Below are 18,639 nucleotides of genomic sequence, written 5' to 3'. Positions count from 1 at the left end.
AATCAAAGGTGTGTGCCGGTCGCCGCGTCAAACAGCACGGGCGCCTGTTGCGGCGGGAAAAGCAGAATGTCGGGGCCGGTGATGACCTGGCTGGCGGCGATGCGAACCGTGATCCGCGTGCCGCCCGTTTCGGCGTGGACCAGACGATCGCCGCCGTTGAATTCGACAGCGGCGACGCGCGCCGGCAGGCCGCCCTCACCCATCGTGCCGATGGTGAGGTTCTCCGGCCGCAAGGCGATCAGGCAGGCCCTGCCGGGCTCTGCGCCGTTGGCTTTCGGCGCGAGAATGGCCGCGGGCTGCCAGACCTGACCATCAGCCAGGGTCCAGCTGTCTGGCCCGCTTGCCCTGAGGGGCAACAGGTTCGCCGGCGGGCTGCCCACGAAGCCGGCGATGAATGCCGTCGCGGGGGCGCCATAGAGGGTTTCGGGGGCTTCGAACTGCAGTATCCGGCCGCCCTGCATCACCGCGATACGATCTGATGTGGCCAATGCCTCGGCCTGATCGTGGGTGACCATGATCGTGGTGATGCCGGTACGGTCATGCAGTTCGCGCAGTTCAAGGCGCACCTTGTGGCGCAGCACGGCATCGAGGTTGGACAGAGGCTCATCCATCAGCAGCAGCCTGGGCCGGATCGCAATGGCCCGAGCAATGGCCACGCGCTGCTGTTGGCCACCTGAAAGCTCGCCCGGACGCCGGCTCAGCGACGGATCGAGCCCGACCATCTCGAGCGATTCATCGACGCGTTTCTCGGCCTCGGCGCGCCCCATGCCCAGCATATCGAGGCCAAAGCGCACATTCTGGCGAATGCTGAGATGGGGGAACAGAGCGTAGTTCTGGAAGACCAGCCCGATGTTGCGTCGCCACGGCGGCAGATTGGTGATGTCCGCGCCGTCCAGCTGGATCTGACCGCGATCGGGTTCCAGGAGGCCGGCAAGAATCTGCAGCAAAGTCGACTTGCCGCAACCGCTCGGTCCAAGCAGGGAAACGAACTCGCCCTGTTCGACGGCGAGATCGATATCGTGCAGCGCCAGTGCACCCCTATAGCTCTTCTGCACGGAGCGGATGCGAAGATAGGGAGATCCGGTCATCAGAGGCGCCTTGAAAGCTGGAAGAGGCGTTGTCCGAGGACGATCACCAAAATCGTGAAGGCGACGATCATGGCGCCGATGGCAATGGTCGTCGGGTCGATACCCTCGGTGCGAAGTCGGGAGAACGTGCGTACAGGGAAGGTGATCCAGCCGGCGCCGGCGATCAGCGTCGTTACGACCACGTCATTGAACGAGACGAGAAAGGCGATTGCCGTGCTGGACAGCAGACCGGGCAGGGCCAGTGGCAGAGTGATGCGACGAACCACCTGCCACGGTGATGCGCCTAGGCTCCTGGCGGCGGCCTCGAGGTTGGGATCGATCTCGTCGAATGTGGCGATCATGATGCGCGCCGAAAACGGCATGGTGATGGTGACGTGGGCGAGGATCAGGCCCGGCAGCGTGCCGTTGATGCCCAGCTGCGCATAGATCGAGAGCAGCGCGATGGCCCAGACCACCAGCGGCAGGGTCAGCGGCGCCAGCAGCAGCACCTCCATGGCAAGACGGTAGGATGGCTTGCCGCGCACCAGCCCAAAGGCGGCCAGACTGGCGAGCCCCACCGCGATCGCAGTGGAAAGCAGGCCAAGCACCGTGCTGATCCACAGACTGCTGCGATATTCGGAATGGTTTAGCGCTGCTTCGAACCAGCGCAACGACAGGCCCCGAGGTGGAAAACGGAAGACGTTGCCGCTGTCGAATGCCGAAAGGATCAGCACCAGAATGGGCGCCAGCAGGAAGAGCAGGATAGCCAGGACGGCGGCCAGCAGCATTGCCTTGCCGAAACGGGACGTCATGTGCGTCTCCCAAGGCCGCGGGAAACCAGCGCGCCCAGGATCCCTGCCAGCGCCAGGAACAGCAACATGACCATGCCGAGAGCCGACGCGAACGGCCAATCCAACACCATGGCGGCCTGCTGATAGGCCAGCGAAGCAAAGGTCACGACTTTGCCCTGACCCAGAATCTGCGGGGTAACAAACGCGGTCAGCGATGCGCAGAACACCAGCAGGCTGCCAGCCACAATGCCCGGCAGCATCAGCGGCAACAGCACGCGGCGCCACACCACCAGGCGGGTTGCACCCAGCGACATGGCCGCCTTTTCGTAATCGTGTGGAATGCGCTCTATGGTGCTGATGAGGGGCAGGATCATCAGCGGCAGGAAGGCCTGGACCAATCCGATGCTCACCCCAGCGATATTGCCGAGCAGCGGCAGGCTGGTCTTGATAAGGCCCATGGATTTGAGTGCGCCGTTGATGAACCCCAGCGGGCTCAACAGATTGACCAGACCAAGGGTCGGGAGCAGCGCACCACAGACCAGCGGCAGAATGCAAAGCCCGATGAGCAGGCCTTTCGACCGTTTGGCGTGCAGCACTATCCAGCGCGCCAGCGGCAGGGCGAGCACGAGGCAGAGCAGCGTCACCAGCCCGCTCAGCCAGAGGGTGGTCCACAGGCCGCCCAGATAATAGCTGTCGCTGATGATGCGCGCGTAGTTGGCCAGGGTGAAGCTGGGGGCCATGCCGACCGAGCCGGGGACCTGGCTCCAGAAACTGAGCACCACCAGGAACAGGAACGGCAGCACGAAGACACCGAACATCAGGATGGCCGCTGGGGCAACGAGCAGCGCCGTTGCGGTCGGCTTGATGTCCGGTGTCTGTCTCAATGCACGAGATCCCTAGTTCAGGCCGGAGTGATTACTGACCAAGGATTTGCTTGTTCCAGCGATCGGTCCAGTCGGAACGCTGCTCGATGACGTAGGACCAATCCAGCTGAAGCAGGCTTGACACTTCTTCCGGGGTATTGATCACGCGAGCGGCTTCTTCTTCAGTCAGTTCCACCTTGGAGTTGGTCGGACCGAAATTGAGTTCCCTCGCATAAGCCGTCTGGGTCTCAACGCTGAGCGCAAGGTCGATGAACATCTGGGCCAGTTCAGGCTCCGGGCTGTTGGCCACCTGGCAGACCATGTCACGCACCAGCACCGGTCCGGGGTTCTTGGGGAACACGAAGCCAATGCCTTCATAGTTACCCAGGTTCGACAAGACGTAGCCCGATATCATCGGTGCTGCGGCGATCTCGCCGGCATCCATGAGGGTGAAGACTTCGTCGAGGCTGCTATAGCTGAGCACCGGCGCACCCAGTTCCGCCAGCTTGGCAAAAGCGGCGTCCGGATCGTGTTCGTTGACGCCGGCGATACGGGCGGCGACAGCCAGCATCCCGTCGCCTTCCGAGCTGGGATATGGGGCATAGGCCATCTTGCCCTTGAACTCTGCCTTCCACAGGTCGGCCCATTCGGGCGCTTCGGGAAACAGAGCCTTGCTATAGGCAATGCCGAGGCCAACCAGGCTCATGGCATAGCAACCATCGTTCATGCCGGGCCAGACGTCGGCAGCTGTCGGCACCAGCGCGGCATCGGGGGCGACAACCAGCCCCTCCTTCAGGGCGGCGGGCGCCTCATAGATGTTCTGGAAGGTCACATCCATGGTGGGATTGTTGCGCTCGGCAACCATCTTGGACATGCGGTCACCGCTGCCGCCGAGCAGAAACTCGACTTTGGCGCCGGTCTTGGCCTCGAGCGGCCCGGCGACATGCTCCCGTAGCAGCCGTTCGATATCGCCGCCCCAGGTGCCGACGACGAGAGTGTGACCCGAGTAATCCTGCGCAAGGGCGGGCAGGCACGGGAAAAGGCTCACCGCGGTCAGAGCCGCGTAACAAGCAATGCGTTTCATGGATTCCCTGCTGTGTTGATCGTTGTTCCCGTGCCCACTCGCAAAGGCACGTCGCGAGGAGACTAGGCATGGGGCAAACTGAGGGACAGTTGCCCATCCCATATAGAAGTCATAACCGCACCGTTATGGGGCGATGCCGGGAACCGCCAATACGTCCCGCTCGCGGACCAGCCGGCGGATGGTCTCGCGCAGCCAGCGATGATAGCGGCTGGACTGCGATCTCTCGTGCCAGAGCAGGTAGAAGGCCATGACTTTGAGCTCGTCCGGCATCAGCAGAACCTTGAGCTTGCCGCCACGCGCCGCGTGCTCTGCATAGCGGCGCCCCACCGTGAAGGCGTGGTGCGTTCCGGGCAATAACTGCGGAATGATCGAATAGTCGGGCACCGACACCACCACGCGCCGCTCAAGCCCCAACCGCATCAGCATGCCCTCGATCGGACGGATCGAGAGATCCTGAGGAGCCGAGGGAGAGATGTGGCTCAACCTCACATAATCCTCGAGCGTCAGGTGCGTACCGGCCGGCAGGGGATGGGACGCACAGACGAGGCATGCGAGCTCCGAGCTCGCGAGCGGCATATGCTTCAGATGCGGCGGCGGCACCGGCCAGTTACCGACGATGGCGTCTAGACCACCCGTCTCGCGCTCTGTCTCTTCGCCGCTTTGCATCGTCGGCACGAACAGCTCCAACCGGCAGCGCGGCGCAACCTTGTGCAGTTCGGCGATGAGGTGGGGCACGAGAAAGAACTCGAAGGACGTGGCGGCCGCAATTCGAATGGTCCGTTCGGATGTGGCGGGATCAAATGTCTCGTCGGACTCGAGCAACTCGACGAAGCGATTCATGAGTTCCTCGACCTGCGTCGAGACCAGCATGCCCTTTTCGGTGAGGACCATCTTCTGCCCCGAGCGCACCAGGAGCGGGTCACCGAAAATGTCGCGCAGGCGGCGCAGGATGGCGCTGACCGAAGGCTGGCTCTGACCAAGCTGTGCGGCCACGCCCGAAACGCTACGCTCGGCGAGCAGGCGACGCAGAATGTCCAGCTCGCGCAGGCTCAGGCCAAAGAAATTGGAGCGGCTATTCATCGTCACTGTCGACCACCGCCACCTCGGCGCGGTCGGAGTTGGCGCTTTCCCGACCGACCGGCGACGAAACGCCCACTAGACGGGGTCTGACTGAAACTTCCCTGCATAACCGGATGATGGCGGTAAAGTGCGAGATGGTACAGGCCGACCTTCGTGGCCCCAGATCCGGAACTGGTGCCATTTCGCTAAGCTTGCGTCGGCCAGGCGCGCTGCCTTGAGGCCAACAGACGTCATCTCTTTCTAGGGTTTCGGGGGAACCGAGGAGGCATCGGGTGGTTCGCTGCCGTCCGCGGAACTCCGACGTCCTCGCCCGACCCGCCGCTTGTTGGTCGTAGAGGCGCGCCGTTGCCGGCATTGGCCCGTCCCTTGGGACGATTACTCGCATCCCGGCAATAGTTGCCGCCTGGCCCGGACTCTTTTGCCCCTTTGTCGCCATATCCGTTACTGTCAGGGCGAATAACCAAGCAATTTCAATGCTAAGTCGATCTGGCATCGCCCTTGCATTGCTTCACCCGAACCCGCGTGTCCGCACGCCAAATGGGGGTATGGAGCAAACTATGGGCATCTACGGCGCTCTTTCGACCGCAGTCACCGGGCTACGCGCCCAATCCTTCGCGCTCGAGAACATCTCGGGCAACATCGCCAACAGCCAGACCACCGGCTTCAAGCGCATCGACACCGACTTCGTCGACATGATCCCCGATGCCGCCCAGAAGCGGCAGACGGCCGGCTCGGTGCTCGCCTACTCGCGCTCGACCAACAACATCCAGGGCGACATCAAGGGCACGTCGACCGAAACCAACATGGCCATTAATGGCAATGGCTTCTTCGTGGTCGAGCCGCCGATCGGCATGTCGGACGGCGACACGCTGTTCGCCGGCGCCAACTACTACACCCGCCGCGGCGACTTCGAACTCGATAAGAACGGCTACCTGGTCAACGGTTCGGGCTACTACCTGAAGGGCCTGCCGATCGATCCGGCGACCCAGAACATCTCGAGTTCGGTGCCGCAGGTGCTGCAGGTCTCGAGCGCGTTCCTGCCGGCGCAGCAGACCACTTCGGTCAACTATGAGCTGAACCTGCCGCAGTTGCCCAAGACCGCGGCTTACCAGGCCTCGAAGGTTCCGGGCAGCGAGTTGCTACGGGCACAAGACTTCCTGACCATCACGCCGGACACAGCCGCGACCACCTCTGGCGCCACCACCACCTCCGGCGCTGCCGCGAACACCATTGCCAGCGCCGGCAACACGCTGACTCTCACCGTCAACGGCACGCCGGTCACCATAACCTTCAACGAAGGCGGCGGTACCAGCGGCACCAACGTCGACGTGACCGCCGCGGGCACTGTCGGGGGCCTGCTGACGGCCATCCAGACGGCGATCGACGGTGCGCTGCCCGCCGGCGAACGGCCCACTGTCGCCCTCAATTCGAGCGGCGCCATCACCGTGACCGGCGCCGACGCCACCGATGTGGTGCAGGTTGCCGACAACACCACCGGCACCTCGTCGCTAGGCTTCGGCCTGGCCGACGGCACGTACAACCCGACCGTTTCATCGGCGCTCGCCTTGCAGCAGCGCGTCAACACCATCAGCGCCGACAAGGCCGACGCCTTCGTTTCGCAGTCGATCTCTGGCGGTGCCGTCACGGTCTATGCCGGCAATGGCGCGCCGGCCAACGTGCAGATGCGCTGGGCCAAGGTGAACTCGACGGCCAACGGCGGGGCCGAGAAGTGGAACCTGTTCATCCTCACCAACTCCCAGGCGACCGGCTCGGGCACGGCCTGGACCCGCGTCGGTGACGACTACACCTTCGGGCCCGACGGCTCGCCCAACCCGCCGGTCGAGGCGACGGAACTGCCGGGTCTGACGGTCAACGGCGTCACCATCGGCGACATCCGGCTGCAGCACGGCGCCTCGGGCCTGACCCAGTTCGCCGATCCGAACGGCAACGCCGAAGTGACGACGCTCAACCAGAACGGCTACGCCGCCGGCGAGTTTGTTTCGGTGTCGGTGAACGACAATGGCCGCGTGGTGGTGTCCTACACCAACGGGCAGCAGCTCGAAGTGGCCCAGGTGGTCACCGCCAACTTCAACGCCGTCAATGCGCTCAAGCGCATGGATGGCGGCGTGTTCGCGGCAACCTCGGAATCGGGCGAACCGCTGCTCGACACCGACGGGGTGATCGGTTCGGCCGTCGAGGCCTCCAATACCGATATCTCGGAAGAGTTCACCAAGCTGATCGTCACGCAGCAAGCCTACGCCGCCGGTACCCGCATCGTCTCCGCGGCCGACCAGATGCTGCAGGAATCGCTGAACATGATCCGCTGAGGCGGAACTGAACCCCTCCGGCGCGGGGCCACCCCGCGCCGGAGATTTCTCAACTGGAGCAGGGTGGTATGGGGCTCTCGGTTACCCTCAGCAATGCGCTTTCGGGCATGCGTGTCGGCCAGAACGCGCTCGATACGCTGTCCAACAACGTCGCCAATGCCGGCACCCCCGGCTATCACCGGCGTTCGGTCAGCGTCATCGACTCGTTGGGCGTCAACTCGACCTATGCCCGCGAAGGCCAGCTCAGCCGCACCTTCAACCAGTCGCTGCAGGCGCATTATACGCGCACCACGGCGGAATCCGGCTTCACCGGCGTGCAGGCGAGTTTCCTCGACCGGGTGCAGACCCTGTTCGGCAAGCCCGGTACCGTCGGCTCGATCGACAGCGCCTACAACGCGTTCGAGAGCTCCCTCGCCGCTGCGGCCACCAGTCCCGACAGCTACGCCAACCGCGCCGACCTGGTGCAGAAGGCGCAGACGGTGGCCTCGACACTCAACCGGTTGAGCTCAGACATCCAGTCGCTGCGCCAGGAGATCGAGGCCAAGCTCTCCAACAGCGTCGACTCGATCAACAATCATCTGCAGTCGCTCGAGAAGGTGAACCTCAGGCTCGCCGACCAGGGCATCGACGCCACCTCGCGCGCCACGCTGATGGATCAGCGCGACCGGCTGGTCGAGGATCTGTCGCAGCAGATGGACCTGCGCGTCAGCTATCGCGGCGACGGCACCGTGTCGCTGATGACCCGTTCCGGTGTCGGCATCCTTGACGTGAAGGCCTCGGTATTCAGCTACGAGAGCGCCGGCGCGCTGTCGGCTGCCTCACGCTTCAGCCCCAACGATGCGGTGAGCGGCGTCGGCAAGCTCTCGATCATGACCCCGGCGGGGCTCGAGATCGACCTGGTGAAGCAGAACGTGCTGCAGTCGGGCGAGCTCGCCGGCCTGATTCAGCTGCGCGACCAGCAACTGGTGCAGGCGCAGGACCAGCTCGATGAGATCGCCGCCTCGGTGGCGCAGGCGATGTCGACCAACGTCACCCAGGGCACTCAGGTCACCTCCGGTCCGTCCAACGGCTACGAGGTCGACCTAGCCAACGTCCGCAACGGCAACGAGTTCACCTTCAAATACACCCAGGGCGGGGCGGAAAAGACCATCCGCGTGCTGCGGGTCGATGACACCACCAAGCTTCCCCTCGATTATGTCGATGCCAATGGTGCTCGGGTGATCGGGCTCGATTTCTCCGGTGGGGCCGCCGGGGTCGCGTCGCAGTTGCAGAACAAGCTCGGCGGCGGCTTCAATATTTCGAACCCGTCGGGCAACGCGATCCGGATCATGGACGACGGCGTCGCCGGGACGACCGACATGCTGTCGCTCTCGACCCGCACCACCTCGTCGGGGCTGCAGAACGGCACGCTCGGCTTCTCGCTGTTCGTCGACACCAACAATGCCGATTTCACCAACAGTCTCGATGGCGTCGGCCAGAAGCTGGGCTTTGCCAGCCGCATCAGCGTCAACGCTTCGATAGTCGCCGATAACAAGCTCCTGGTGCAGTACACCGGCACGACGCCGCTCGGCGATCAGGACCGGCTGAACCAGCTAATCTCGAACCTGGATGGCATGCGGTTTTCCGGCGGGCAGGGGGGCGGGCTCAGCAATGCCAGTTCGCGGCTCGGCGGCACCGTCGCCGACCTGATCTCGCAGACCCTCAACTACCAGGGCAACGTCGCCGAAGCCGCGATCTCCAACAACGAGACGCAGCAGCAGACGCTCGATGCCCTGACGCAGCGGCTCGATAACGAGTACGGCGTCGACGTCGACGAAGAAATGGCGCGCCTGATGGAACTGCAGAACGCCTTCGCCGCCAATGCGCGAGTGATGAGCGTGGTGCAGGAACTGATGGACTCCCTGATGCAGCTCTAGAAGGAACAAAGCCCATGACCTCAGTCGGCAAGACGATGTTCCCGCTCGCCAACGGCATCAAGAACATCACCAGCATGAAGGCCCGCTACGACCAGCTGCAGACGCAGCTGGCCAGCGGCGAGAAGGCCTCGACCCTCGCCGAGATGGGCTCGGACCGCTATTTCGACCTGGCGTTGCGCCAGCGCATGGCCCGCATGGATGGCTACCAGCAGTCGATCTCCACCGTGAACCTCCGCCTCGAAGTACTGGACACGGTGATGAGCCGGCTCGACACCATCGAGTCCGATGCCCGTGCCGCGGCGATCTCGGGCGGTGGCGGCACCTCCGGCATCAACTTCCAGACGACTCCGACTCTGGCCGGCTCGCGCTTCGATGAAGTGCTGACGCTGCTCAATACCGATGCCGCAGGCCGCTACATGTTCGGCGGCAATCGCACTGACAGCCAGCCGGTGGCGACGCCGTCGGACGTGATGAACGGCGTTGGCGCCCGCGCTGGCTTCAAGCAGGTGGCCGGCGAGCGGAAGCTTGCTGACCTCGGCGCCGACCATCTCGGCCGCCTCGATATCACTCGGGCCACCGACACGGTGACGCTGGCCGAAGAGAGCACCGTCTTCGGCATGAAGCTCTCGGGCGTCACCACCACCTCGGCCAACATCGCCGTCACTGCGCCGGGCGGCGGCCCGCCCCCGGCGCTGACGGTAAAGTTCGGCACGCCGTTGCCCAATGCCGGCGACAAAGTGCAGGTCAGCTTCACCATGCCGGACGGCACCGAGGAGCAGATCGTCCTGGTCGCCACCACGGGGACTCCGGGCGACGGCGAATTCCAGATCGGCGCCGATGCCGATGCGACCGCCGCCAGCTTCGAGACCGCGCTCACCGGCTCGGTCAAGCAGCTCTCCGAGACCACGCTGGTCTCGGCTTCCGCTTATGCCGCCGCCGAGAACTTCTTCAACGGCCAGGGCGAGCAGGTGATGCGCGTCGACGGCCCGCCTTTCGACAGCGCCACCGGGCTCATCGCCGGCACCTCGGCCAACACCATGCTCTGGTACACCGGCGAGGACAGCGCTGATCCACGCAGCACCGTGACGGCGCGGGTCGGCGAGGGCACTACTGTCGGTTATGGCGTACAGGCCAATGAGGCCGGCTTCATCAACCTGATCCAGACGCTGGCGGCCGTCTCGGTGCAGGATTTTCCAGACAGCGACCCGACCTCGGAAAAGCGCTATTCGTCCATGATGTCGCGCAATGCTGCCCGCCTCGCCGACACCAAGGACAACCAGCCCGGCTCGCTCGCCGCGATCACCGTGGAGCTCGGCCTCGCCCAGAGCACCACCGGCGCCATCGCCGAGCGGCATACCGCGCACTCCGCCCAGCTCGGAAACATGCTAGAGCAGATCGAGGCGGCGCCCACCGAGACGATCGCCATGGAGATCCTGGCGCTGAAGACGCGCCTCGAAGCGAGCTATCAGACCACGGCGCTGCTCAGCCAGCTGTCGCTGGTGAACTACATGAGGTAACCGATGCCCCGCGCGATCGTCGTCCACGAGCTTGGCGGCCCCGAAAAGCTGAGACTGGAGCAGGTCGACGTTCCGGCGCCCGGCGCGGGACAGATCAAGATCAGAAGCCACGCCATCGGGCTCAACTTCATCGATACCTACCAGCGCACCGGGCTTTACAAGGTGACCCTGCCGTTCGTCGCGGGCAACGAAGGCGCCGGCGAAGTGATCGCGGTCGGGCCAGATGTCACCCAGTGGCGGGTTGGTGATCGTGTCGCTTACCAGGGCTCTGTCGGCGCCTATGCCGACGAGCGCCTGCTGCCGGCGGACCGGGTGGTGCGCATCCCCGAGGGCATCAGCTACGAGGTGGCGGCGGCGGCGATTCTCAAGGGGCTGACGGCCTTCTATCTGCTGCACTGGACCCATCCGCTCAAGGCCGGCGAGACCATCCTCATCCACGCCGCCGCCGGCGGCACCGGGCAGATCCTGACGCAATGGGCCAAGGCGATCGGCGCGACGGTGATCGCCACGGCCGGGTCGGACGACAAGTGCGCCATCGCGCGAGCGAATGGTGCGGACCTCACGATCAACTACCGGACCGACAACTTTGTCGAGGGAGTGAAGCAGTTCACCGGCGGCAAGGGGGTCGACGTCGTCTATGACGGCGTCGGCGCCGCGACCTTCGAGCCATCGCTCGATTGCATCCGGCAGCGCGGTCTGATGGTCAGCTTCGGCAATGCCTCGGGTCCGGTGTCCATTCCCAAGCTGACAATCCTCGCTGAGAAGGGATCGCTGTTCCTCACCCGGCCCACCACCGGGGGGTACCTCAGGACCGCAGACGATCTGCGGCTCGCGGCAGAGGCGCTGTTCAATGTGATCTCGCTGGGCAAAGTGAAGATCGCCATCGACCAGACCTTCCCGCTTGCCGAGGCAGCCAAAGCCCACATGGCGCTCGAGTCGCGCGCCACCACCGGCTCGACGCTGCTCTTGCCGTAAGGCGCGGCTGCCGCTAAAGGCGTGGCCGTCGGGTAGGTGGCAGAGCGGTTGATTGCTCCGGTCTTGAAAACCGGCGAACGTGAAAGCGTTCCGGGGGTTCGAATCCCTCCCTACCCGCCACCCTGCGCTGCGCAGCAGCGCAGGGAGACATGGTCCGTGTGACAGCTTATTTCCTTCTCCCCGCCAGTTCCCTAGGCTTGGTCTGTCTCAGCCGCCGGGCTCAGCCGCCGGGCTCAGGCGCTGGCGCTGCGCGACGATCACTCCAGCGACGATCAGGAAGATGCCGCAGAGCGCGGCGAGCGAGACCGGTTTGCCGGTCAGCACCCAATCCAGCGCTACGCCGCCGAGCACCTGGCCGGCGATGATCAGCATGGTGGAGCGGGTGGCGCCGATCTGGCCGATGATCCAACTGCTCAGTGCCACGAACACTACACCGACCGGCCCACCGAAATAGATGTGCCACGGGCCTGAGAAGGCGCCGTCGCGGAGCAGACCGCCGATCGCCAGCCCGAGCACGGTAAGGAGGCCGAAGCCGACAAGGTGATTGCAGAACGAGGCGAACAGCGCCGAAGTCGACACCGCCAGCCGGCCGTTCAGCTGGCGGCTGACGCCGACCAGCCCGCCCGCGACGAAAGCAAGAATCACTGCTTCGATCATAGGCTGCCCCAGATCACGAGGGCGCTGCCGGCGACGATCAGCGCAAGGGCGATTGCGTCGCCCAGTCGAAGCCGCCGTCTGGCGATGCCGAACAGCCCCCACTGATCGGCGGCGAGGCTGAAGACGATCTGGCCCGCGAGGCCCAGCGCCACGGTGCCGGAGAGTGCCAGTGCCGAGTTCACGGCGGTTGAGGTCATGATCACCGTGACGGCGCCGGCGAAGCCGCCGAGATAGGCCCAGAGCGGAATGGCCTGGCGTGGCGCATCGCTGCGCCGGATGGCCTTCCACCACAGCGGGATTACCAAGACGGCTGCGATGGTCCCGGTGCCGTGGGCCATCCAGGACGAGAACAGCGCGCCGCCCTGGCGGGCCAATTCGCCATTGAGATGGACCATGAGCGAGAGCAGGGCTCCTGCCGCCAGCGCGGCAAGGTTGGCGGCGAGATCAATCCGGCGAGGTGACATCTGGGACTACGTTGGGAGGTGGCCATCAGCAAGTGACGGATGGAGCGCCGCATCGTCAAGATGTCCGAGCGATCAAGAGCTATGCGCGCCCCGGAGGCGCGACCCGATCCAGGAAACCACGCATGATCCCCGAGACCTCATCGAGATGAGTTTCGAGCAGCCAGTGGCCGCCGTCGAGGAGGTGCAACTCGGCATCGGGCAGATCGCGCAGGTAAGCCCGCGCCGATACTTCGGGCATATACTCATCATGCGGTCCCCATATGATCAGCGTCGCCGGCCGATATGCTCGGAGGTAATCGCGATGTTGGGGAAACCAGGCACGGTTCTCCTTGAGCCCGGCGATGAGATCTATGGCGATCCGCTTGCGCCTTGGCGTCATCAATGACCAATGCAGTTCCCATAGGTCGGGAGGCAGGCGGTCGGCGATTTCGGTGGGGATGCCGTTCTGGAACTCCTCCCTGAACGTCTCTTTGCTGATCGCCTTGGCCAACTCGGCCCGCATCTGTGCCGGGGGCAGTTGCCAGGTGCGCTCGATCTCGGCGTATTTCGGGCCCAGCGCGTCCTCGTAGGGTACGTCGGCATTTTGCAGGATCATCGCCACGATGCGCTCGGGCGCCTTGATGGCGAGGCGAGCCCCGATCGGGGAGCCGAAATCGTGCAGGTAGAGGACAAAGCGGTCGATGCCGAGTGCAGCGACGAAACTGTCGAGGAAATCGGCATAGCCGTCGAAGCTGTAGTCGAAGTCGTCAGGGTCGCTGCTGTAGCCGGCGCCCGGAAAGTCGGGTGCAATCAGGCGCCAGCGGTCGGCCAACCGAGGCATCAGGTTGCGGAACTCAAAGGACGAGCAAGGGTAGCCATGCGGCAGCAGGACAATCGGCGCGTCGGCAGGCCCTGCCTCGCGGAAGAATATGTCGAGGTTGCCGACCATCGTCCTCAGATGTCGAACATTCCCACCCATCGGAAATCACCTCTCAGCCTGCCTTTGTTCCTCGGTGAACGCAGGTGAACGGTGTCCGTTTCATTGCGGCGCAGGCAGTTGGCATCCCCTTGACAGCTCCTCCGGAAAGGCGCGCCGTAGCAGGGCTGCCGGCACACCACCGGCAGCCAGGCTCATCGCCCGTTCGACACGAGAAGGGGACTGACATGCCAAACCATACTTACAAGAAGATCGATCTCGTCGGCTCCTCGTCGACCTCGATTACCGATGCGATCGAAAGCGCCATCGCCCGCGCGCATCGCACCACACGCAACCTCGAATGGTTCGAGGTTGAGGAGGTGCGCGGCTCGATCTTCGAAGGGAAGGTCGCGCAGTATCAGGTGGTCATGCAGGTCGGATTCCGGATCGAGGATCCGAGCTGATCAGGGCCGGACCCACTGGGTCTGGACCACGCCGCGATCGATCAGTTCCATGTCGCGGGCCGCGAGACCGGCGCCCGGCAGCACCAGCCTTGGGTGACCCTTGCTGAAGCAGGGGATACCGTCGGGCAGTGTCAGCTCACGAACTTCTGAGAGTACGAAGCGATCGAACAGCGGCACGAACAGATCGAAGGTTCCAGTGCCGCCGGTGATGGCGAGGGTGCCCGAGGTGATGCCGAGTTGGCCGAGGACGTCTGCGACCTCGATGCCGTCAGGGTTCCAGAAATGCGTCAGGGGATCGGCTGGGTCGCGTTCGAGCGTTGCGACCGAGCGTGTCAGCACCAGGCGCTTGCGGCCGGGGTTCGGATGCCGCTCGTGACCCAGCCGGCCGAGGACGACCAGCACTGCGGCGTCGAGCGCCGCCTGGAAGATGCGCCAGTCCGCTTCGTTGCGGAGCGCCGGCGGCATGCTGCCATCGGCAGCGGCGATCATGCCGTCGACCGAGACGATGGCGTGGCCTTCGACGATGACGCTGGTATCAGGAATGGACATGATCCGGCTCTAGCGCGCGGCGTAGGGCGCGGCAATTGGAGATTGGGGTTTCCCGGGCGGCGGCACGCGCCGTGCTGTCGGGAAGAGCCTCAGACCTTTCCGGTTCGAAAGCCGGGCAAATCAGGAATCTGGAGCGTTTCGCCGTTTCAACGGAAGGGTGAAATGCACTAGGTCAGGGGCGCAACCTCGATCGGAGTTCACCGCTTGCTACCGCTGATCCTGCCGCTGGGCGACCGGGGACTGCTGGTGCGGTTCGGCGAGACGCTGTCCGATGCGGCCAACCGGGCTGCAATTGACTTCGCACGGCGCATCGAGGCGGCCGCGATTCCTGATGTGGTCGAGGTGGTGCCGAACCTCATCTCGGTGCTGGTGCGATACGAACCGACGAAGCTGACATTCGACCGGCTGGCGGGGGAGATCAGGTTGCTGGCCCCGGCAGCGGACGACTCTATCGCCGCAGGCGTCCGGCATGCCGTGGCCGTCAGCTTCGATGGTGAGGACCTCGAAGAAGTGGCGGAGCTGGTGGAACTGCCGGTGGCGGACTTCATTCGGGCGCACAACGCAGCGCCACTGCGCGTGCTGGCGACCGGCTTCGCCCCCGGCTTTGTCTATTGCGGCATGCACCCCGAGGCGCTGGCGGTGCCGCGGCGGGCCGCGGTCCGGCGGCAGGTGCCGGCGGGCACGGTGCTGTTCGCTGCTGGACAGACGGCGATCACCTCAACCCCCATTCCGACCGGCTGGCACGTCATTGGCCATACGGGTTTTCGCAATTTCGACCCGGCGGCAGAGCCTCCGAGCGCAGTGCGCGCCGGAGACAGCATTGAGTTTGAGGTGGCACCGTGAGCGCCATTCGCATCACCCGCGCCGGACCGCTGGCGACGCTGCAGGATGCTGGGCGGCCGGGACTGCTGCGACACGGCATCAGCGCCTCGGGGCCGATGGATCGCGCGGCGTTCGAGCGGGCGGCCGGTTGGCTGGGCACAGCCGGAACGACGGGGATCGAGTTCACTACGGCAGGGATCGGCTTTGTCGCCGAAGGTTCGGTTTCCATCGCCGTTGACGGGGGAGCGTTCGATCTCAGCATCGATGGCGACGCAAAGTCATGGCCTTCGAGGGTGCTGCTGAGCGCGGGGTCCGTTGTGGACATCCGCCCGGGTCCGTCCGGGAACTACGGCTATCTGCGGTTCGACCGCGAGATCGATGTGCCCCTGGTGATGGGCAGCCGGGCGACGAGCTCGATCGCCGGGATTGGCGGTCTGGCGGGACGCCCGCTGCTGGCTGGCGACGTCCTGTCGCTCGGCCCCACGCTGTCCCGCGGACGAGGTCAGCATCCGACCCCGGCCGAAGTCGCGGATGGTCCGATCCGCGTCGTCTGGAGCATTCACGCCGACCGCTTCAGCAATGCGATTCGTCAGCGCTTCGTTACCGATGATTTCGTGGTGTCGCCGCAACTCGATCGCATGGGGGTGCGGCTTGCCGATCCCGGGCAGGTGTTCGCCGACGCAAGGATCCTGTCGCTGGTGTCGGATGCCGTGGTGCCGGGCGATATCCAGATCCTCGGCGATGGGACGCCGATCGTGCTGATGCGCGATCACCAGCCGACCGGCGGCTATCCGCGGATCGCCACGCTGGTGACGGCCGACCTCGATCGGTTCGCCCAGTTGCGGCCGGGCAGCCATCTGCGGTTCGCACCGGTGACCGTGGCGCATGCAGAAGGACTGAAGCGGTGAACGAGCTCGATCTCAATGCTGACCTCGGCGAGGGCATGCCCGGCGACGCGGCGCTGCTCGACATCGTGTCGTCGGCGTCGATCGCCTGCGGCGGGCACGCCGGCGACGAGACGACGATGCGGCTGACCTTGCGGGCGGCCAAGGCCCGGGGTGTTGCGGTCGGCGCGCACCCGGGCTTCGCCGATCGCGAGCACTTTGGTCGCCGCCGCCTTCTGTTGCCGCCCGAAGAGCTGGACGAGCAAGTGCGGGGACAGGTGCGCACTCTGGTCGAGTTCGCCGAGGAGGAGGGGGTGCCGGTGCGCTATCTCAAGCTGCACGGGGCGCTGGCCAACATGGCGGCCGAGGAGCCGGCGGTGGCGGCGCTGTGCTTTGCCTCGGTGACCGGCCTGGTGCCGGGCCTCTCGGTGCTGGCGATCGATGACAGTGCGCAGGTCGAGGTGGCCGAGGCACTGGGCTATCCGGTGGTGCGCGAGGCCTATGCCGATCGCGCGTATCAGCCCAACGGGTTGCTGGTGCCGCGGTCGGAGCCCGGCGCGGTGCTGCATGATATCAAGGCCATCGCCGAGCGCGCGGTCCGGCTGGCGCGGGCGGGAGAACTGGTGGCCATCGATGGCTCGGTGATCCGCACCGGGGCGACTTCGCTCTGTATCCACGGCGATACCGATGAGGCGGTGGCGATTGCCCGCGCGGTGCGGGCAGCGCTCGAGGCCGAAGGGATCGCTATCCGCGCGCCTTACTGAGGTTGCGCGGCGGGGCGAGTTGTTCCATATCCGCCTCTCCATCCCGAGGAGCTCCCATGACCGCCAAGATCATCGACGGAAAATCCTATGCCGAGGGGCTTCGCGCGCGCATTGCCGGCCATGTCGAGCGCCTGAAGCGCGAGCACGGCGTGACACCTGGCCTCGCCGTGGTGATCGTCGGCCATGATCCGGGCAGCCAGATCTACGTGAGCCAGAAGGCCAAGCAGACCGTCGAGGTCGGCATGCACTCGGAAAAGTACGAACTTCCCGAGGAGGCCTCTGAGGCCGAGGTGCTGGCATTGGTGCAGAACCTCAACGCCGATCCGGCCATTCACGGCATCCTGGTGCAGTTGCCGCTGCCCAAGCAGATCGACCCCAACAAGGTGATTGCCACCATCTCGCCCGACAAGGACGTGGACTGCTTCACGCCGTCGAGCGTCGGCAAGCTGCAGATCGGGTTGCCGGGTCCGGTGTCCTGCACGCCGCTCGGCTGCCTGATGCTGCTGCGCGATACGCTCGGTTCGCTCGAGGGGCTGAACGCGGTGATCGTCGGTCGCTCGAACCTGGTCGGCAAGCCGATGGCGCAACTGCTGCTGCGCGAGAACTGCACAGTGACCGTGGCGCATTCCAAGACCAGGGATCTGGCCTCGGTGGTGCGGGGCGCCGATATCGTGGTGGCGGCTGTAGGCCGGCCGCAGATGATCAAGGGTGACTGGATCAAGCCGGGCGCCACGGTGATCGATGTCGGGATCAACCGCATCCCCGCGCCGGAACGCGGCGAAGGCAGGACCCGGCTGCTCGGCGACGTCGACTTTGCGGCCGCATCGGAAGTGGCGGGCGCCATCACACCGGTGCCGGGCGGAGTAGGGCCGATGACTATCGTCTGCCTGCTCGCCAACACGGTGACGACCGCCTCGCTGATCAACGGCATCGAGCCGCCGAAGGATCTGACGCCCTGACATGACGCCGTAGCCGAGCCTGCTCCCCTCGCCCTTGAGCGGAGGGGCTGGGGGGCCGAGAGACGCAGGGTTGTGTCGGCCTACCGCTTCGCCGCCGCGTAGGCGTCGGCAAGCCGCCTCGGCGCCCGGAACCTCCAGGCGTCCTCGAGCCGCAGCGACAGTTCCTCGTCGCCGATCACGTTCAGCCGGACCAAGAGGCCCGGCCAGCCCATGAAATGGTCGGTCTGCCAGTAGATCTCGGGAGCCATTTCCATCAGCAGCTCCTTGTGTTCCAGCGGGCAGTGCAGGACCATCTCGTTTGGGCCGCGCACCGAGGCGAAATTCTTGCCTTTGACCTTGATTGAAGGCGCGCCGTAGCTGGTGGACTCCTCCACCTCAGGCAGGCCGAGCGCGGCGCACAGGCGCAGCATCCGTCCTATCTCGCTTTCCTTCGTCCGGGCCATCGCCATCTCCCTTTGGGGGAAGCAAAAAACAGCGCTCGACTGACCCTGCAAGTCTGGCGCATCTGAGCTCGATTGGCTACACCAGCTTAGGAGCGCTTTCAGGAAAAGTTGCCAGACT

At 65.0% G+C, this 18,639-nt stretch carries 19 protein-coding genes and 1 tRNA gene; 10 read left to right on the top strand and 10 right to left on the bottom strand.

What is annotated here, in order from left to right:
- Window positions 1–2: 2 nt before the first annotated feature.
- From AC1ROK_RS10575 to AC1ROK_RS10555, 5 genes are all read right to left on the bottom strand, one after another.
- Window positions 3–1,088, bottom strand: a complete 1,086-nt coding sequence (locus tag AC1ROK_RS10575; RefSeq protein ID WP_492846590.1) for an ABC transporter ATP-binding protein — start codon at window positions 1,086–1,088, stop codon at window positions 3–5.
- Complete coding sequence (locus AC1ROK_RS10570; protein WP_492846589.1) at window positions 1,088–1,855, bottom strand: ABC transporter permease; 768 nt, start codon at window positions 1,853–1,855, stop codon at window positions 1,088–1,090. The genes AC1ROK_RS10575 and AC1ROK_RS10570 overlap by 1 nt, the downstream gene beginning before the upstream one ends.
- Window positions 1,856–1,875: 20 nt before the next feature.
- On the bottom strand, window positions 1,876–2,742 hold the full coding sequence (locus AC1ROK_RS10565) for an ABC transporter permease (RefSeq protein WP_492846587.1): 867 nt from the start codon (window positions 2,740–2,742) through the stop codon (window positions 1,876–1,878).
- Between the two features lie 31 nt (window positions 2,743–2,773).
- Entirely contained in the window at window positions 2,774–3,805 is a 1,032-nt protein-coding gene (locus AC1ROK_RS10560) for an extracellular solute-binding protein (protein ID WP_492846586.1), read from the bottom strand.
- Between the two features lie 123 nt (window positions 3,806–3,928).
- Window positions 3,929–4,885 (bottom strand): LysR family transcriptional regulator, encoded by a 957-nt coding sequence (locus AC1ROK_RS10555; protein WP_492846584.1) that lies wholly within the window; start codon window positions 4,883–4,885, stop codon window positions 3,929–3,931.
- A 557-nt stretch (window positions 4,886–5,442) separates the two neighbouring features.
- On the opposite strand from AC1ROK_RS10555, the gene AC1ROK_RS10550 reads away from it, so the two are divergent.
- The 5 genes from AC1ROK_RS10550 to AC1ROK_RS10530 all read left to right on the top strand — a co-directional run bounded on the left by AC1ROK_RS10550 (window position 5,443) and on the right by AC1ROK_RS10530 (window position 11,740).
- Window positions 5,443–7,212 carry a flagellar hook protein FlgE gene (locus tag AC1ROK_RS10550; protein WP_492846583.1) on the top strand — a complete coding sequence of 590 codons (1,770 nt, stop codon included), beginning with the start codon at window positions 5,443–5,445 and terminating at the stop codon, window positions 7,210–7,212.
- 68 nt (window positions 7,213–7,280) lie between these two features.
- Complete coding sequence (gene flgK, locus AC1ROK_RS10545) at window positions 7,281–9,128, top strand: flagellar hook-associated protein FlgK (RefSeq protein ID WP_492846581.1); 1,848 nt, start codon at window positions 7,281–7,283, stop codon at window positions 9,126–9,128.
- A 14-nt stretch (window positions 9,129–9,142) separates the two neighbouring features.
- Complete coding sequence (locus tag AC1ROK_RS10540; protein ID WP_492846579.1) at window positions 9,143–10,645, top strand: hypothetical protein; 1,503 nt, start codon at window positions 9,143–9,145, stop codon at window positions 10,643–10,645.
- A gap of 3 nt (window positions 10,646–10,648) precedes the next feature.
- On the top strand, window positions 10,649–11,620 hold the full coding sequence (locus AC1ROK_RS10535; protein WP_492846577.1) for a quinone oxidoreductase family protein: 972 nt from the start codon (window positions 10,649–10,651) through the stop codon (window positions 11,618–11,620).
- A 30-nt stretch (window positions 11,621–11,650) separates the two neighbouring features.
- A tRNA-Ser gene (locus tag AC1ROK_RS10530) sits at window positions 11,651–11,740 on the top strand.
- 87 nt (window positions 11,741–11,827) lie between these two features.
- Here AC1ROK_RS10530 and AC1ROK_RS10525 read toward each other — a convergent pair.
- The 3 genes from AC1ROK_RS10525 to AC1ROK_RS10515 all read right to left on the bottom strand — a co-directional run bounded on the left by AC1ROK_RS10525 (window position 11,828) and on the right by AC1ROK_RS10515 (window position 13,699).
- Complete coding sequence (locus AC1ROK_RS10525) at window positions 11,828–12,277, bottom strand: DMT family transporter (RefSeq protein WP_492846575.1); 450 nt, start codon at window positions 12,275–12,277, stop codon at window positions 11,828–11,830.
- Window positions 12,274–12,741: a DMT family transporter gene (locus tag AC1ROK_RS10520; RefSeq protein WP_492846573.1), complete on the bottom strand. Its 468-nt coding sequence runs from the start codon at window positions 12,739–12,741 to the stop codon at window positions 12,274–12,276. The genes AC1ROK_RS10525 and AC1ROK_RS10520 overlap by 4 nt, the downstream gene beginning before the upstream one ends.
- Before the next feature lie 79 nt (window positions 12,742–12,820).
- A complete protein-coding gene (locus AC1ROK_RS10515) occupies window positions 12,821–13,699 on the bottom strand; it encodes an alpha/beta fold hydrolase (RefSeq protein ID WP_492846572.1) in 879 nt (292 codons plus the stop codon).
- Between the two features lie 185 nt (window positions 13,700–13,884).
- On the opposite strand from AC1ROK_RS10515, the gene AC1ROK_RS10510 reads away from it, so the two are divergent.
- On the top strand, window positions 13,885–14,100 hold the full coding sequence (locus AC1ROK_RS10510; RefSeq protein ID WP_492846570.1) for a dodecin: 216 nt from the start codon (window positions 13,885–13,887) through the stop codon (window positions 14,098–14,100).
- On the opposite strand, the gene AC1ROK_RS10505 is transcribed toward AC1ROK_RS10510, so the two are convergent.
- Window positions 14,101–14,649: a dihydrofolate reductase family protein gene (locus AC1ROK_RS10505; protein ID WP_492846568.1), complete on the bottom strand. Its 549-nt coding sequence runs from the start codon at window positions 14,647–14,649 to the stop codon at window positions 14,101–14,103. It abuts the gene before it with no gap.
- A 204-nt stretch (window positions 14,650–14,853) separates the two neighbouring features.
- Here AC1ROK_RS10505 and AC1ROK_RS10500 point away from each other — a divergent pair, with 204 nt between their 5' ends.
- The 4 genes from AC1ROK_RS10500 to AC1ROK_RS10485 are packed head-to-tail and all read left to right on the top strand — an operon-like array spanning window position 14,854 to window position 18,078.
- Window positions 14,854–15,492 (top strand): 5-oxoprolinase subunit B family protein, encoded by a 639-nt coding sequence (locus AC1ROK_RS10500; protein ID WP_492846566.1) that lies wholly within the window; start codon window positions 14,854–14,856, stop codon window positions 15,490–15,492.
- Window positions 15,489–16,379, top strand: a complete 891-nt coding sequence (locus tag AC1ROK_RS10495) for a 5-oxoprolinase subunit C family protein (RefSeq protein WP_492846564.1) — start codon at window positions 15,489–15,491, stop codon at window positions 16,377–16,379. Before AC1ROK_RS10500 ends, AC1ROK_RS10495 begins: the two co-directional genes overlap by 4 nt.
- Window positions 16,376–17,119 carry a LamB/YcsF family protein gene (locus AC1ROK_RS10490; RefSeq protein WP_492846562.1) on the top strand — a complete coding sequence of 248 codons (744 nt, stop codon included), beginning with the start codon at window positions 16,376–16,378 and terminating at the stop codon, window positions 17,117–17,119. Before AC1ROK_RS10495 ends, AC1ROK_RS10490 begins: the two co-directional genes overlap by 4 nt.
- Window positions 17,120–17,175: 56 nt before the next feature.
- On the top strand, window positions 17,176–18,078 hold the full coding sequence (locus AC1ROK_RS10485; RefSeq protein ID WP_492846560.1) for a bifunctional methylenetetrahydrofolate dehydrogenase/methenyltetrahydrofolate cyclohydrolase: 903 nt from the start codon (window positions 17,176–17,178) through the stop codon (window positions 18,076–18,078).
- Window positions 18,079–18,158: 80 nt separating this feature from the next.
- On the opposite strand, the gene AC1ROK_RS10480 is transcribed toward AC1ROK_RS10485, so the two are convergent.
- Entirely contained in the window at window positions 18,159–18,521 is a 363-nt protein-coding gene (locus AC1ROK_RS10480; protein ID WP_492846558.1) for an MmcQ/YjbR family DNA-binding protein, read from the bottom strand.
- Between the last annotated feature and the right edge of the window lie 118 nt (window positions 18,522–18,639).

Source organism: Devosia sp. GW821-FHT12F11 (assembly GCF_058806655.1).
The sequence above is the reverse complement of the archived record's forward strand: the minus strand, read 5'-3'. Positions and strand labels throughout refer to the sequence as shown.